At 61.8% G+C, this 15,263-nt stretch carries 14 protein-coding genes; 10 read left to right on the forward strand and 4 right to left on the reverse strand.

What is annotated here, in order from left to right:
* Positions 1-18 precede the first annotated feature (18 nt).
* Positions 19-1,014: a 6-phosphogluconolactonase gene (gene pgl, locus FY206_RS07865; RefSeq protein WP_032638963.1), complete on the forward strand. Its 996-nt coding sequence runs from the start codon at positions 19-21 to the stop codon at positions 1,012-1,014.
* Between the two features lie 118 nt (positions 1,015-1,132).
* On the opposite strand, the gene FY206_RS07870 is transcribed toward pgl, so the two are convergent.
* Positions 1,133-2,416 carry a putative acyl-CoA thioester hydrolase gene (locus FY206_RS07870; RefSeq protein WP_032638965.1) on the reverse strand — a complete coding sequence of 428 codons (1,284 nt, stop codon included), beginning with the start codon at positions 2,414-2,416 and terminating at the stop codon, positions 1,133-1,135.
* Positions 2,417-2,640: 224 nt separating this feature from the next.
* On the opposite strand from FY206_RS07870, the gene hutI reads away from it, so the two are divergent.
* The 5 genes from hutI to hutH all read left to right on the forward strand — a co-directional run bounded on the left by hutI (position 2,641) and on the right by hutH (position 8,885).
* On the forward strand, positions 2,641-3,864 hold the full coding sequence (gene hutI / locus FY206_RS07875) for an imidazolonepropionase (RefSeq protein ID WP_077064528.1): 1,224 nt from the start codon (positions 2,641-2,643) through the stop codon (positions 3,862-3,864).
* Positions 3,861-4,799, forward strand: a complete 939-nt coding sequence (gene hutG, locus FY206_RS07880; RefSeq protein WP_032638970.1) for a formimidoylglutamase — start codon at positions 3,861-3,863, stop codon at positions 4,797-4,799. Before hutI ends, hutG begins: the two co-directional genes overlap by 4 nt.
* A 19-nt stretch (positions 4,800-4,818) precedes the next feature.
* Positions 4,819-5,553: a histidine utilization repressor gene (locus FY206_RS07885; RefSeq protein WP_077064527.1), complete on the forward strand. Its 735-nt coding sequence runs from the start codon at positions 4,819-4,821 to the stop codon at positions 5,551-5,553.
* A 126-nt stretch (positions 5,554-5,679) separates the two neighbouring features.
* A complete protein-coding gene (gene hutU / locus FY206_RS07890) occupies positions 5,680-7,368 on the forward strand; it encodes a urocanate hydratase (RefSeq protein ID WP_032638973.1) in 1,689 nt (562 codons plus the stop codon).
* Positions 7,365-8,885, forward strand: a complete 1,521-nt coding sequence (gene hutH, locus FY206_RS07895; RefSeq protein WP_032638975.1) for a histidine ammonia-lyase — start codon at positions 7,365-7,367, stop codon at positions 8,883-8,885. The genes hutU and hutH overlap by 4 nt, the downstream gene beginning before the upstream one ends.
* 83 nt (positions 8,886-8,968) lie before the next feature.
* Here the strand turns inward: hutH and FY206_RS07900 are convergent, their stop codons facing one another.
* Both FY206_RS07900 and bioA read right to left on the reverse strand, forming a co-directional pair.
* Positions 8,969-9,445 carry a kinase inhibitor gene (locus tag FY206_RS07900; RefSeq protein ID WP_032638977.1) on the reverse strand — a complete coding sequence of 159 codons (477 nt, stop codon included), beginning with the start codon at positions 9,443-9,445 and terminating at the stop codon, positions 8,969-8,971.
* Positions 9,446-9,493: 48 nt separating this feature from the next.
* Positions 9,494-10,783 carry an adenosylmethionine--8-amino-7-oxononanoate transaminase gene (gene bioA / locus FY206_RS07905; protein ID WP_077064526.1) on the reverse strand — a complete coding sequence of 430 codons (1,290 nt, stop codon included), beginning with the start codon at positions 10,781-10,783 and terminating at the stop codon, positions 9,494-9,496.
* An 86-nt stretch (positions 10,784-10,869) separates the two neighbouring features.
* Between bioA and bioB the strand changes: the two genes are divergently transcribed.
* The 4 genes from bioB to bioD are packed head-to-tail and all read left to right on the forward strand — an operon-like array spanning position 10,870 to position 14,497.
* Entirely contained in the window at positions 10,870-11,910 is a 1,041-nt protein-coding gene (bioB, locus tag FY206_RS07910; RefSeq protein WP_032638981.1) for a biotin synthase BioB, read from the forward strand.
* Entirely contained in the window at positions 11,907-13,064 is a 1,158-nt protein-coding gene (gene bioF / locus FY206_RS07915; protein WP_032638983.1) for an 8-amino-7-oxononanoate synthase, read from the forward strand. Before bioB ends, bioF begins: the two co-directional genes overlap by 4 nt.
* Positions 13,048-13,803 carry a malonyl-ACP O-methyltransferase BioC gene (gene bioC / locus FY206_RS07920; protein WP_032638985.1) on the forward strand — a complete coding sequence of 252 codons (756 nt, stop codon included), beginning with the start codon at positions 13,048-13,050 and terminating at the stop codon, positions 13,801-13,803. Before bioF ends, bioC begins: the two co-directional genes overlap by 17 nt.
* Positions 13,796-14,497: a dethiobiotin synthase gene (bioD, locus tag FY206_RS07925; protein WP_077064525.1), complete on the forward strand. Its 702-nt coding sequence runs from the start codon at positions 13,796-13,798 to the stop codon at positions 14,495-14,497. The genes bioC and bioD overlap by 8 nt, the downstream gene beginning before the upstream one ends.
* Here bioD and FY206_RS07930 read toward each other — a convergent pair.
* On the reverse strand, positions 14,460-15,182 hold the full coding sequence (locus tag FY206_RS07930; RefSeq protein ID WP_032638989.1) for an ABC transporter ATP-binding protein: 723 nt from the start codon (positions 15,180-15,182) through the stop codon (positions 14,460-14,462). The genes bioD and FY206_RS07930 overlap by 38 nt on opposite strands.
* Positions 15,183-15,263: the final 81 nt, after the last annotated feature.

Below are 15,263 nucleotides of genomic sequence, written 5' to 3' on the forward strand. Positions count from 1 at the left end.
GTGAGGAAAGGAGTGTTCATGAAACAAACCGTTTATACCGCCAGTCCTGAAAGTCAGCAGATCCACGTCTGGCGTTTGAATGCAGAAGGTTCGCTCACGCTGGTTCAGGTTGTTGATGTTCCGGGGCAGGTACAGCCAATGGTCGTCAGCCCGGATAAACGTTTTCTCTATGTTGGCGTACGCCCTGAGTTCCGGGTGCTGGCCTACCGCATTTCGCCTGACGACGGCGCGCTGACCTACACTGCCGAAGCGCCGCTGCCTGGCAGCCCAACCCACATCTCTACCGATCGTAAAGGGCGCTTTATCTTTAGCGGCTCCTACAATGCGGGCTGCGTCAGCGTGACCCGTCTTGACGACGGCATTCCGGTCGAAACCGTCGACGTGGTGGAAGGGCTGGAAGGCTGCCACTCGGCTAACATCTCTCCGGACAACCGCACGCTGTGGGTGCCCGCGCTGAAGCAGGATCGCATCTGTCTGTTCACCCTGAGCGACGATGGTCACCTGGTGGCGCAGACGCCTGCTGAAGTCACGACGGTAGAGGGCGCGGGTCCGCGCCATATGGTGTTCCATCCGAACCAGCAGTACGCCTACGTGGTTAACGAACTGAACAGCTCTGTGGACGTCTGGGAGCTGAAAGATCCTAACGGCCAGATTGAGTGCGTGCAGACGCTGGACATGATGCCGTCTGACTTCTCCGACACCCGCTGGGCGGCGGATATCCACATCACGCCTGACGGACGTCATCTGTACGCCTGCGACCGTACCTCCAGCCTGATTACCGTGTTTAGCGTGTCTGAAGACGGCAGCGTGCTGGCGATTGAAGGCTTCCAGCCAACGGAAACCCAGCCGCGCGGCTTTAACATCGATCGCAGCGGAAAATACCTGATTGCGGCGGGGCAGAAATCCCACCACATCGCGCTGTATGAAATTAAAGGCGAGCAGGGTCTGCTGGAAGAGAAAGGGCGCTACGCCGTAGGCCAGGGGCCAATGTGGGTCGTGGTTAACGCTCACTAAGCGGCTTAAAATAAAAAACCTCGCGAATGCGAGGTTTTTTTATGCCCGGTGGCACTGCGTTTACCGGGCCTACGGGGGGTAGGCCGGGTAAGGCGAAGCCGCCACCCGGCAAAACGGCTTACTGCTTCGGCTCAGCAACCACTTTGCTACCCAGACCGCGGTTGTTGTACTCCCACATGCGGTTGAAGTTCGCGTCGTTCAGGTTGCGCTGCACGTTTCCTTTATCATCCACCGCGCCGGTATTGCCGGAGAACGGACGTTTGGAGACTGCGGCATCCGCCCACGGTTTCGCCATGTTAAAGCCTTCGTTGATCACGCTGTCGCGGATCACCACCTGACCGTTGGTCGCAGCGTCCACGTCCAGGGAGCGTCCCAGCTGCGCCACGCCGTCACCGGCCGCGTTAAAGCGGCTGTTCACGGCCAGGAAGCCGTAGAAGAGGTTCGACTGGGTTGCCGGGGCAAACACGTAACCTTCCTGCTGAGTACGTGAGTTGACCACGCGGAAATCGGTATTATCAAATACCACCGCGCCGCGGCCGGACACCAGATCCACGTCACCTTCAACGTAGCTGTTGGTCACCAGCGTGCGGGTCAGGCGGTTGTTCTGCAGGGTGTTCTGCACGCCGCTGTTGGTCACGAAGAAGGTGTTCTGACGCCCCAGGATGTTAACGTTGTTTATCTGCACCTGGTCACCATCGCTACGCAGCGCAACGGCCTGGTGGTTGCCGGCATCAACGCTGTCGCCCAGGGTATTCTGAATGGTCAGGTTCTGCAGCTGCAGGCCGTTATTCTGAGACCAGAATACCGCCGAGCACATCACGCCAACGGTGGCGGAACGCTTGCTCTGGCAGTTATCAAACATGTACCACGCCGGTTTGCCCGGCATGTATTTACCGGCCGGGTTAACCAGGTGACGCCAGGTGTTGCTGTCGATTTCGGAATCAATCGCCAGGCCAATTTTAACGTCGATCGCTTTTTCGCCCAGACCGTAAAGCGTGATGCTGCCCGGGGCTGCCGGAACATACACGGTGCCTTCATATTCACCCGGCAGGATCGCGATGTACTGGCGAGACGCGCTGTGTTTCGTGATGGCAGCATCGACCGCAGCCTGGATCGAGGTGTGCGTTACGCCCTGCGCGCCCGCCGGGCCAACCACGAAGTCAGGCTGTTTAGGCAGGTTGATTGAGGACGGTGTCCACGGCGCAGCGTTAGGATCCATCGCCGAGAAGTAGTGCGCGCGATTGAAGTTCTTCGCTTCATCTGCGGACAAAATCGGGCGCGAGGCGGTACCGGGCGCAACCTGCTCAGAAGGGCGCTGATCCGGTGGGGTTGAACTGCATGCGGATAAGGTCACGCCAAAGGCGAGTGCCAACGCCAGACGGGAAATCCTGGAAATGTTCAAGGTGAAGCTCCTGGGTATGCAAGTCTTTACGGGATAGACGAAATAGCCTGCTTTTTTATACTAAGTTGAGCGAAACGGGAAGATAAAAAGGGTAAAAGTTGCATTTTTCGCCCCGGCGCGGCAGGTAAACGATCACAAATAAATAACATTCTCCGCAAAGTCGGTTGACAGCAGACAGCAGATGAAAATAAATGTCTATACAACCCATGACAAGTGGAATGCCCATGCAGCAGATTCATCCCGACGATGTTATATGGCGAAATGCGCGACTGGCTACGATGGCGCCTGACGTCTCCGCACCCTATGGACTGAAAGAGCAACACGCCCTGGTCGTGCGCGGCCACACCCTTCTGGCCGTGATCCCTGAATCTGACATTCCTGCCGGACACCCTCACTGTATCGATCTCCAGGGTCGTTTGGTCACCCCGGGCCTGATTGACTGCCATACCCACCTGGTGTTTGGCGGCGACCGCGCGGCGGAGTGGGAGCAGCGCCTGAACGGCGTCTCTTATCAAGCCATCAGCGCGCAGGGCGGCGGGATTAACGCTACCGTGACGGCGACACGCAACAGTTCGCCGGAAACCCTGCTTACGCTGGCGCAGGAGCGGCTCCAGCGTCTGATGAATGAAGGCGTCACCACGGTTGAAATCAAGTCCGGTTACGGCCTCAACGCCGAGGCCGAAGAGAAGATGCTGCAGGTCGCGCGGCAGCTGAGCCTCAATAATCCGATCGATATCAGCCCAACGCTGCTGGCGGCCCATGCGGTTCCGCCGGAATACCGACAGGATCCGGACGCCTACCTCACGCTGGTCTGCGAGCAGATATTGCCCGCGCTGTGGCAAAAAGAGTTATACGAATCAGTAGACGTGTTCTGCGAAAACGTCGGCTTTACGCCGTCGCAAACCGAGCGCCTCTTTCAGGCGGCAACCGCGCTCGGTATCCCTGTGAAAGGGCACGTCGAGCAGCTGTCGAATCAGGGCGGCGCGGCGCTGGTCAGCCGGTATAGAGGACTCTCCGCCGACCATATCGAATATCTCGACGACGCGGGCGTTCAGGCGATGGCGCAAAGCGGTACGGTGGCGGTACTGCTTCCCGGCGCGTTCTATTTTCTGCAGGAGCGCCAGCGCCCGCCGGTGGAACGGCTCAGAAAACAGGGGGTCCCGATGGCCGTCGCCACCGACTACAACCCCGGCACCAGCCCGTTTGCGAGCCTGCACCTGGCGATGAATATGGCCTGCGTTCAGTTTGGCCTGACGCCGGAAGAGGCCTGGGCTGGCGTGACGCGCCACGCGGCGCAGGCGCTGGGGCGTGGCGCAACCCACGGACAGCTGCGGGCCGGATTTGTCGCTGATTTTATCGTCTGGGATGCTCTCCATCCGGTAGAGATGGTCTACGAGCCGGGACGCAATCCGCTGTATCAACGTATTTTCCGTGGGGAGGCAGTATGAGGTTATGGCGGCCGGTAGCCGAAACGGTCTGGCAGGGGCGCGACGACAGCGCCGAGGCCAGCAACGCAACGCGCATTTTCCAGACGATAAGGCAGCAGGGGCAGTTCACGCCGCTATCATCCGGCATCGCGCTGATAGGCTTTGAATGTGATGCAGGCGTTAAGCGCAATCAGGGCAGGCCCGGCGCCGCGCAGGCCCCTGATATCCTGCGCAAGGCGCTGGCGAATATGGCCAGCCATCAGGGTCACGAACGGCTGGCGGATATGGGGTCGGTGTACGTTGAAGGCGACGAGCTTGAGGCGGCACAGCAGGCGTTAAGCGATGCGGTGACGTTATGCCAGCAGTCCGGAATGCGCACGCTGGTCTTTGGCGGCGGGCACGAGACCGCCTGGGCGCACGGTCGGGGCATTCTGGACGCCTTCCCGCACGAGCGGGTGGCCATTATCAACCTTGATGCGCATCTCGATCTGCGCAAGGCCGAGCGGGCCACGTCCGGCACGCCGTTTCGCCAGCTGGCGCACTACTGCGATGATCGCGGGCGGGCATTTCACTACGCCTGCTTTGGCGTCAGCCGGGCGGCGAACACGCAGGCGCTGTGGGATGAGGCCGAACGCCTGAACGTCACGCTGGTGGAGGATTTGCATTTCAGTCGCGATGCGCAGCCTGCGCTGGAAAAGGTGCTGGCGCAGGCCGACCGCGTCTACCTGACAATCGATCTGGACGTTCTGCCCGCCAGCGAAATGCCTGCCGTTTCCGCACCGGCGGCGTTAGGCATACCGGCACGGGATCTCCTCCCCCTGATTGAACAAATCTGCCGAAGCGGTAAGCTACAGGCCGCCGATCTGGTGGAGTTTAACCCGCAGTACGACCGCGACGGACAAGGCGCTAAGCTCGCCGCCCGTCTGGCCTGGCAAATTGCTCACTGGTGGGCATAACACGATTTAAGGAGTCACCATGTTTGCACGCTCACCTCTGCCGCCGTCGAGCCCTCCCGCGCCTTTCTACGAAAAGGTGAAGCAGGCGATCAGCGAAAAAATCGCCACCGGCGTCTGGCGGCCGCACGACCGCATTCCGTCGGAGGTCGAGCTGGTGGCGCAGTTTGGCTTTAGCCGGATGACCATCAACCGGGCGCTGCGCGAGCTGACCGATGAAGGTCTCCTGGTGCGCCTGCAGGGGGTGGGGACGTTCGTGGCGGAGCCGAAAGGGCAGTCGGCGCTGTTTGAAATCCGCAGTATTGCCGATGAGATACACTCGCGAAATCATCAGCACCGCTGCGAGGTGCTGGTGCTTGAAGAGACCCAGGCCAGCGCCGAGCAGGCCGCAGAGCTGAATGTTAAAGAAGGCAGCCGCATCTTCCACTCGGTGATGGTGCACTTTGAGAACGACGTTCCGGTACAGATTGAAGATCGCTGCGTCAATGCAGAACGGATCCCGGACTATCTCAGCCAGGATTACACCCAGACCACGCCGCATGCCTATCTCTCGCTCGTCGCACCGCTGACGGAAGGGGAGCACATCGTGGAGGCCGTGCGCGCCACGCCGCAGGAGTGCGAAAGGCTGCGCATTAAGGAACACGATCCGTGCCTGCTGATCCGCCGTCGAACCTGGTCCTCGTCGCACATTGTGTCCCATGCCCGGCTGCTTTTCCCGGGGAATCGCTACCGGCTGCAGGGCCACTTCATGTCATAAGTTTTATAAGCGTGATCGCTAACGCAATATAACAAAATTGTATCTTTTTTGTTAAATCCGACCTTGTGTGTGCTTGTCTATACAAGTATATCTAAATGCATCACTGTCCCGTATGAGGAGCACACAATGTCGTCAGGTAAATACCGCCAGCAGGACGTCCGCGCCGCGCGCGGCACCACGCTTACCGCCAAAAGCTGGCTCACCGAAGCCCCGCTGCGCATGTTGATGAACAACCTCGATCCTGAGGTGGCGGAAAACCCCCACGAGCTGGTGGTCTACGGCGGCATTGGCCGCGCCGCGCGCAACTGGGAATGCTATGACGCAATTGTAAAATCCCTGACCGAACTCGAACACGACGAAACCCTGCTGGTGCAGTCCGGCAAGCCGGTTGGCGTGTTCAAAACGCACAAAAACGCGCCGCGCGTACTGATCGCCAACTCTAACCTCGTGCCGCACTGGGCCACCTGGGAACACTTCAACGAACTCGACGCGAAAGGGCTGGCGATGTATGGCCAGATGACCGCCGGGAGCTGGATCTACATCGGCAGCCAGGGGATTGTGCAGGGCACCTACGAGACCTTCGTGGAGGCCGGTCGCCAGCACTACAGCGGCTCGCTCAAAGGTCGCTGGGTATTGACCGCCGGTCTCGGCGGCATGGGCGGCGCGCAGCCGCTGGCCGCCACGCTCGCCGGTGCCTGCTCGCTGAACATTGAATGCCAGCAGAGCCGCATTGATTTCCGCCTGCGTACCCGCTACGTCGATGAGCAGGCTGATAGCCTCGACGATGCGCTGGCGCGCATCAAAAAATACACCTCGGAAGGCAAAGCCGTGTCGATCGCCCTGTGCGGCAACGCGGCGGATATTCTGCCTGAACTCGTCGCCCGCGGCGTGCGTCCGGACCTGGTCACCGACCAGACCAGCGCCCATGACCCGCTGCACGGCTATCTGCCAAAAGGCTGGACGTGGGACGCCTACCAGCAGAAAGCGGAAACCGATCCGGAAGGTACGGTGCTCGCCGCGAAACGTTCGATGGCTGAACACGTCTCCGCGATGCTGGCCTTTAGCCAGATGGGCATTCCGACCTTCGATTACGGAAACAACATCCGCCAGATGGCGAAAGAGATGGGCGTTGATAACGCCTTCGACTTCCCGGGCTTCGTGCCTGCCTACATTCGCCCGCTGTTCTGCCGCGGTATCGGCCCGTTCCGCTGGGTTGCCCTGTCCGGCAATCCGGAGGATATCTACAAAACCGACGCTAAAGTGAAGGAGATCGTCGCCGATGACGAACATCTCCACCGCTGGCTGGACATGGCCCGCGAGCGCATAAACTTCCAGGGCCTGCCGGCGCGTATCTGCTGGGTTGGCCTGGAGTGGCGGCAAAAGCTGGGGCTGGCCTTCAACGAAATGGTGCGCAGCGGCGAAGTCTCCGCACCAATCGTCATTGGCCGCGACCACCTGGACTCCGGCTCCGTTGCCAGCCCGAACCGTGAAACCGAAGCCATGCGCGACGGCTCGGATGCGGTCTCCGACTGGCCATTGCTGAACGCCCTGCTGAATACCGCCAGCGGTGCGACCTGGGTGTCGCTGCACCACGGCGGCGGCGTGGGGATGGGCTTCTCCCAGCATTCCGGGATGGTCATCGTCTGTGACGGAACGGATGAAGCCGCCGCGCGTATCGCTCGCGTGCTGCACAACGACCCGGCCACCGGCGTGATGCGTCACGCGGACGCGGGCTACGAGATTGCCATTGACTGTGCCAAAGAGCAGGGGCTTAACCTGCCGATGATCCCTGCCACACAAGGAAAGCATGAATGAACGCGTTAACACTCACTCCCGGCTCGCTGACGCTGAAACAGCTGCGTAGCGTCTGGCGTCAGCCGGTCACCCTTTCGCTGGATGAAAGCGCCCACGCCGCCATTAACGACAGCGTCGCCTGCGTTGAAGCCATCGTGGCCGAAGGGCGTACCGCCTACGGGATTAACACCGGCTTTGGCCTGCTGGCGCAGACCCGCATCGCCACGCACGATCTGGAAAACCTGCAGCGTTCGCTGGTGCTGTCGCACGCGGCGGGCGTCGGCCAGCCGCTGGACGACGAGATTGTCCGTCTGATGATGGTGCTCAAAATCAACAGCCTGGCGCGCGGTTTTTCCGGCATTCGCCTGAACGTAATCCAGGCGCTGATGGCGCTGGTCAATGCGGAGGTCTATCCGTGGATCCCGGCGAAGGGCTCCGTCGGTGCTTCCGGCGATCTCGCGCCGCTGGCGCACATGTCGCTGCTGCTGCTGGGTGAAGGCAAAGCGCGCTGGCGGGGCGAATGGCTTCCTGCCAAAGAGGCGGTGAAAAAAGCCGGTTTAGCCCCGATCACCCTGGCGGCGAAAGAGGGGCTGGCGCTGCTGAACGGCACCCAGGCGTCGACCGCCTTCGCCCTGCGCGGCCTGTTTGAGGCGGAAGATCTGTTTGCCTCGGCGGTGGTGTGCGGTGCGCTGACTACCGAAGCGGTGCTGGGCTCGCGTCGTCCGTTCGATGCCCGCATCCACGAGGTGCGCGGCCAGCGCGGGCAGATTGATGCCGCCGCGATGTACCGTCACGTGCTTACCGATACGAGTGAAATCGCGGATTCGCACCACAACTGCGAGAAGGTGCAGGATCCGTATTCCCTGCGCTGCCAGCCGCAGGTGATGGGCGCGTGCCTGACGCAGCTGCGCCAGGCGGCTGAGGTGCTGCTGGTGGAGGCCAACGCGGTGTCCGATAACCCGCTGGTCTTCGCCGAGGAAAACGAGGTGGTCTCCGGGGGCAACTTCCACGCCGAACCGGTGGCGATGGCGGCGGATAATATCGCCCTGGCGATTGCCGAAGTCGGCGCGTTGTCCGAGCGTCGGATCGCGCTGATGATGGATAAACACATGTCGCAGCTGCCACCGTTCCTGGTGCGCAACGGCGGGGTCAACTCGGGCTTTATGATTGCCCAAGTGACGGCCGCAGCGCTGGCAAGCGAGAACAAGGCGCTGTCGCATCCGCACAGCGTGGACAGCCTGCCGACCTCGGCGAATCAGGAAGATCACGTTTCGATGGCACCGGCTGCCGGGCGCCGCCTGTGGGAGATGGCGTCAAACACCCGCGGCGTGCTGGCGGTAGAGTGGCTGGCGGCGAGTCAGGGCATCGATCTGCGTGAAGGGCTAAAATCCAGCCCGCTGCTGGAACAGGCGCGTCAGGTGCTGCGCGAGCACATATCGCATTACGATGATGACCGCTTCTTTGCGCCGGACATTGATAAGGCGATGCAGCTTCTGGAAGAAGGGCGGCTGGTAGGGCTGTTACCTTCGGTGCTGTGATTCGTGCCCGGTGGCGCTGCGCTTACCGGGCCTACGGGTGCAAAATGTAGGCCGGGTAAGGCGTAGCCGCCACCCGGCTTTTTTTACGAATACATCGCCGTAATCGACGCGCTACCCAGCGTATGGAAATGCACGTTAAACCCCACCATCGCGCCGCTCGCGCCTTCATCGACCTCAATCTGCTCCACGTCCAGCGCGTGCACCGTGAAGATATAGCGGTGGGTTTCCCCTTTTGGCGGCGCCGCGCCGCCGTAGCCCGCTTTACCAAAGTCAGTGCGCGTCTGAATAGCGCCTTCAGGAAGGGCAACCAGACCTGAACCGGAACCCTGCGGCAGCACGCGCGTGTCGGCGGGCAGGTTCGCCACGATCCAGTGCCACCAGCCGGAGCCGGTTGGCGCATCCGGGTCGTAGCAGGTCACGACAAAGCTTTTGGTGCCTGCCGGAACCTCGTCCCACGCCAGGTGTGGAGAGATATTGTCCCCCTGATACCCCATGCCGTTGAATACGTGGCGTTCCGGCAGCTTTTCACCGTCGCGCAGATCTTTACTGATGATTTTCATACGGTTTACCCTCGTTGATCGCTCGTTCAGCAAGTGTAATGCATCGGGTTAAATCACGAAATGCGCGGGAATGTTAACGGCTGTTACAACCGCATCGGTTAATTTACGCAGCTGCGCCGGCGCAATGCTGTACGGGGGCATCAGGTAGATAAGCTTGCCGAAAGGCCGCACCCAGACGCCGTGGTCCACGAAGAAGCGCTGCAGCACCGCCATGTTTACCGGATGGGTGGTTTCAATCACCCCGATGGCCCCCAGCACGCGCACGTCCGCGACGAAGTTCGCCCCCGAGGCGGCGCACAGCTCCGCTTTCAGCTGCGCTTCAATCGCCGCCACCTGCGTCTGCCATTCGCCGCTTTCCAGAATGGCAAGGCTTTCGCTGGCGACGGCGCAGGCCAGTGGGTTGCCCATAAACGTCGGGCCGTGCATAAAGCAGCCCGCCTCGCCGTCGCTGATGGTGTCGGCAACGTGGCGGGTGGTGAGGGTGGCCGAGAGCGTCATGGTGCCGCCGGTCAGCGCTTTGCCCAGACACAGAATATCCGGCGCAATGCCCGCATGTTCGCAGGCAAACAGCTTCCCGGTGCGGCCAAATCCGGTGGCGATCTCGTCGGCAATCAGCAGAATGCCCTCGCGGTCGCACATCTTGCGGATGCGCCTCAGCCATTCCGGGTGGTACATCCGCATGCCGCCCGCGCCCTGCACGATCGGTTCAAGAATGACGGCAGCAATCTCGTGACGATGCGCCGCCATCAGCCGCGCGAAGCCGACCATGTCCATCTCGTTCCACTCGCCGTCGAAGCGGCTCTGCGGGGCCGGAGCAAACAGGTTTTCCGGCAGGTAGCCCTTCCACAGGCTGTGCATGGAGTTGTCCGGATCGCACACCGACATCGCCCCGAAGGTATCCCCGTGATAGCCGTTGCGGAAGGTGAGGAACCGCTGGCGCGCTTCGCCCTTCGCATGCCAGTACTGCAGCGCCATCTTCATCGCCACTTCCACCGCCACGGAGCCGGAGTCGGCCAGGAATACGCACTCCAGCGAGTCAGGCGTCATTGCCACCAGACGGCGGCAGAGATCCACCGCGGGCTGATGGGTGATCCCGCCAAACATCACGTGCGACATCTGGTCAATCTGCGCCTTCATCGCCGCGTTCAGACGCGGGTGGTTGTACCCGTGAATCGCCGCCCACCAGGAAGACATCCCGTCAACCAGCCGCTCGCCGCTGGCGAGGTGCAGCTCGCAGCCGTGGGCGGAGGCCACCGGGTAGACGGGAAGGGGGCGGGTCGTGGAGGTGTAAGGGTGCCAGATATGATGCTTGTCGAAGGCGAGATCGTCCTGGGTCATAATCGACTTGTAAACCATTTTGAAAAGTTTTAGGTTTACGAGTATAAACCGAACCGAAAATTAACAAAACCCTTTGGAGAAGCCCGATGGCTCACCACGCACGCTGGACGATGTCGCAAGTTACTGAATTATTCAACAAACCTTTCCTTGAGCTGATGTTCGAAGCCCAACAGGTGCATCGTCAGCACTTCGATCCCCGCCATGTTCAGGTCAGCACGCTGCTGTCAATCAAGACCGGCGCCTGCCCGGAAGACTGCAAATACTGCCCGCAGAGCGCGCGCTACAAAACCGGTCTCGAATCCGAGCGCCTGATGGAAGTCGAGCAGGTGCTCGACTCCGCGCGCAAGGCGAAAAACGCGGGCTCAACCCGCTTCTGCATGGGCGCGGCGTGGAAGAACCCGCACGATCGCGACATGCCGTATCTGGAGCAGATGGTCAAGGGCGTGAAGGAGATGGGCCTCGAAGCCTGTATGACGCTCGGCACGCTGAACGACGAGCAGGCGCAGCGCCTCTCCGCGGCGGGTCTGGACTACTACAACCACAACCTCGACACCTCGCCGGAGTTTTACGGCAACATCATCACCACGCGTACCTACCAGGAGCGTCTGGACACGCTGGATAAAGTGCGTGACGCGGGGATCAAGGTCTGCTCCGGCGGCATCGTGGGCTTAGGCGAAACGGTGAAAGACCGCGCGGGCCTGCTGCTGCAGCTGGCGAACCTGCCGACCCCGCCGGAAAGCGTGCCGATCAACATGCTGGTGAAGGTCAAAGGCACGCCGCTGGCGGATAACGACGACGTGGATGCGTTTGATTTTATCCGCACCATCGCGGTGGCGCGCATCATGATGCCGACCTCTTTCGTGCGGCTCTCTGCCGGTCGTGAGCAGATGAACGAGCAAACCCAGGCGATGTGCTTTATGGCCGGGGCCAACTCGATCTTCTACGGCTGCAAGCTGCTGACCACGCCGAACCCGGAAGAGGACAAAGACGTTCAGCTGTTCCGCAAGCTGGGGCTGAACCCGCATCAGACCGAGGTGCTGACGGGCAATAACGAGCAACAGCAGCAGCTGGAGCAGCAGATTTTTAACGCCGACACCGACCAGTTCTACAACGCGGCAGCCGTATGACCTGGCAGGCACGAATTAATACCGCGCTGGACGAACGCCGGGCGGCAGAGGCGTTTCGCGTCCGCAGGGTGGTGGAAAACGGCGCGGGCCGTTTTCTTACCCGCGAGGGGCGGCAGTTTTGCAATTTTTCCAGCAACGATTACCTCGGGCTGAGCCAGCATCCGGCCATCGTCCGCGCCTGGCAGCAGGGCGCGGAGCGGTTTGGCGTGGGCAGCGGCGGCTCGGGACACGTCAGCGGCTACACCACGGCGCATCAGGCGCTGGAAGAGGCGCTTGCCGACTGGCTCGGCTACCCGCGCGCGCTGCTCTTTATCTCCGGCTTTGCCGCCAACCAGGCGGTCATCACGGCCCTGATGGGGAAGGACGATCGCATTGTCGCCGACAGACTCAGCCACGCCTCGCTGCTGGAGGCGGCAAATTTGAGCCCCGCCCAGCTGCGCCGCTTTGCCCATAACGATGCGGGACAGCTCGCTGCGCTGCTGGATAAACCCTGCGACGGCCAACAGCTGGCGGTCACGGAAGGGGTGTTCAGCATGGACGGCGACAGCGCGCCGCTTGCCGCGCTGCACGAGGCCGCTAAGCGGCAAAACGCCTGGCTGCTGGTGGACGATGCCCACGGCATTGGCGTCATGGGCGACGAAGGTCGCGGCAGCGCGCATCAGCAAAACGTGAAGCCGGAGCTGCTGATCGTCACCTTCGGCAAGGGCTTTGGCGCCAGCGGCGCCGCCGTGCTGTGCAGCGAGTCCGTCGCCGACTACCTCCTGCAGTTTGCCCGACACCTGATCTACAGCACCAGCATGCCCCCGGCGCAGGCGATGGCGCTCTCTGCGTCCCTGGCGGTGATCCGCAGCGCGGAAGGGGATGAACGTCGCCAGCGTCTGGCAGAGCATATCGCCCGCTTCCGCAAGGGATTAGCGGAATTACCCTTCCGCAGCCCCGATTCGCAAAGCGCCATCCAGCCGGTGATTGTCGGCGAAAACGGCCGCGCGCTGGCCCTGGCACAGGCGCTGCGCCAGCGCGGCATGTGGGTGACCGCCATCCGCCCGCCCACCGTCCCACCGGGCACGGCGCGGCTGCGCTTAACCCTGACGGCGGCGCATGAAGCGCGCGATATCCAGATTCTGTTGGAGGCGCTCCATGATGCCGGTGAATAAGCAGGCCGTCGCGGCGGCCTTTGGTCGGGCCGCCCGGAGCTATTCGCAGCACGACGACCTGCAGCGCCAGAGCGCGGAGGGGCTTCTGGCCGCGCTTGGCGAGAACCGCTTTGCGCAGGTGCTCGACGCCGGCTGTGGTCCAGGCAGCAATAGCCGCTACTGGCGCGGGACGGGGAGCCGGGTGACGGCTATCGATCTCTCGGACCGGATGCTTGACGTGGCGCGTCAGGGGCAGGCAGCAGATCGCTATCTGCTGGCCGATATCGAGGCGATCCCGCTGGGGGATGCGCAGTTCGATCTGGTCTGGAGTCATCTGGCGGTGCAGTGGTGCAGCAGCCTGCCGCAGGCCTTACGCGAGCTGTATCGCGTGGCGCGGCCGGGCGGGAAGGTGGCCTTTACCACCCTGCTGGAAAGTTCGCTGCCGGAGCTGAATCAGGCGTGGAAAGCGGTGGACGAACAGCCGCATGCTAACCGTTTTTTATCGCACGAGCAGGTGACGCAGGCGCTGGCAGGCTGGCGCTACCGCAGCACGGTGCAGACCATCACCCTCAATTTTGGCGATGCGCTTAGCGCCATGCGCTCGTTGAAGGGCATCGGCGCCACGCACCTGCACGCCGGGCGGGAGAAAAAGCCGCTGACCCGGGGACAGCTACAGCGCCTGGAGCTGGCCTGGCCGCAGCAGCGGGGGCATTTCCCGCTCTCTTATCAACTTTTTCATGGGATTATCGAACGTGACTGAACGTTATTTTGTCACCGGCACGGATACGGAAGTGGGCAAAACGGTTGCCAGCTCGGCGCTGCTGCAGGCGGCACGACGGCTCGGAAAAAACACCGCCGGATACAAGCCGGTCGCTTCCGGCAGCGAGATGACGGCGGAGGGGCTACGCAACACCGACGCCCTGGCGCTCCAGCGCAACAGTACCCTTGAGCTTGCCTATTCAGCGGTGAATCCGTACACCTTTGCCGAGCCGACCTCGCCGCACATTATCAGCGCCGACGAGGAACGTCCGATTGATTTCGCCGTGCTGTCTGCCGGATTACGGGCGCTGGAAAGCCGGGCCGACTGGGTGCTGGTGGAGGGGGCAGGCGGCTGGTTTACGCCCCTTTCGGACACGCAGACGTTTGCTGACTGGGTGCAGGCCGAGCGGCTTCCGGTCATTCTGGTGGTCGGCGTTAAGCTGGGCTGTATTAACCACGCCATGCTGACCGCGCAGGCCGTACGGCAGGCCGGGCTGCGTCTGGCGGGCTGGATAGCCAACGACGTGGTTGCGCCGGGTAAACGACACCAGGAATATCTGGCGACGCTCGGGCGCGTCCTGCCCGCACCGTGCCTCGGGGAGATCCCCTGGCTGGCTGGCGGCGTGGAAAAGGCCGACACCGGGCGTTATCTCGATCTCAGCGCCTTGCTTCCCGCGACATCCAGTGAGCGATAAGCTCGTCATCCAGCTCGTTAACGTGGCCCTGCGCCACGTTACGCCCGCGATAGAGCAGGCAGAAACGGTCCGCCACCCGGCGGATAAACGACAGCTGCTGCTCCGCTAACAGCACCGTCATACCCAACTCCCGGTTTAAGCGCACCAGCAGCTGCCCCAGCTTCTGGGCGAAGCTGTATCCTGCGCCGTGCAGGGGCTCATCGAGGATCAGCAGGTGCGGACGGTTGACCAGCGCATTGGCCAGCGCCAGCTGATACTGGTCGTCCGGAGAGAGCGCGTTAGCGCGGGTCTGTCGCAGCGCGTAGAGCGTCGGAAACAGGTCGTAAACGTCACTTTTCGCTTCCGGGTTGGGTTTCCCCATCGCCCGCATGGCGATATGCAGATTCTCCTCAATCGTCAGCTGGGAGAAGATCCGCCTGTCCTGCGGGACATAGCCTATCCCCGGCCCTGAACGCGGTTCTGGCGGCAGGTTGAGCAAATCGCGCGGCGGGGCCCCCGCCTCGTGCCAGATGATGCTGCCGCTTTCGACGGGCACTCTCCCGGCAATGCAGTTCATGAGGGTGGTTTTCCCCATCCCCGGCAGGCCAACGACGCCCGTACACATCCCTTGCGGAAAGTCCACATTCACGTTCCATAGCGTATGTTGGCTTCCGTAAAACTGATTCACAGCACGCAGACTCAACATCTTTCTCTCCTTAAAAATGTGTGTAGGTGAGGCTCGGGTTTGAGTCTGCAAAACCCCTGCCAGAAACCGAAATGTGCTTAA

This window comes from Enterobacter chengduensis (genome assembly GCF_001984825.2).
Taxonomy (GTDB): Bacteria; Pseudomonadota; Gammaproteobacteria; order Enterobacterales; family Enterobacteriaceae; genus Enterobacter; species Enterobacter chengduensis.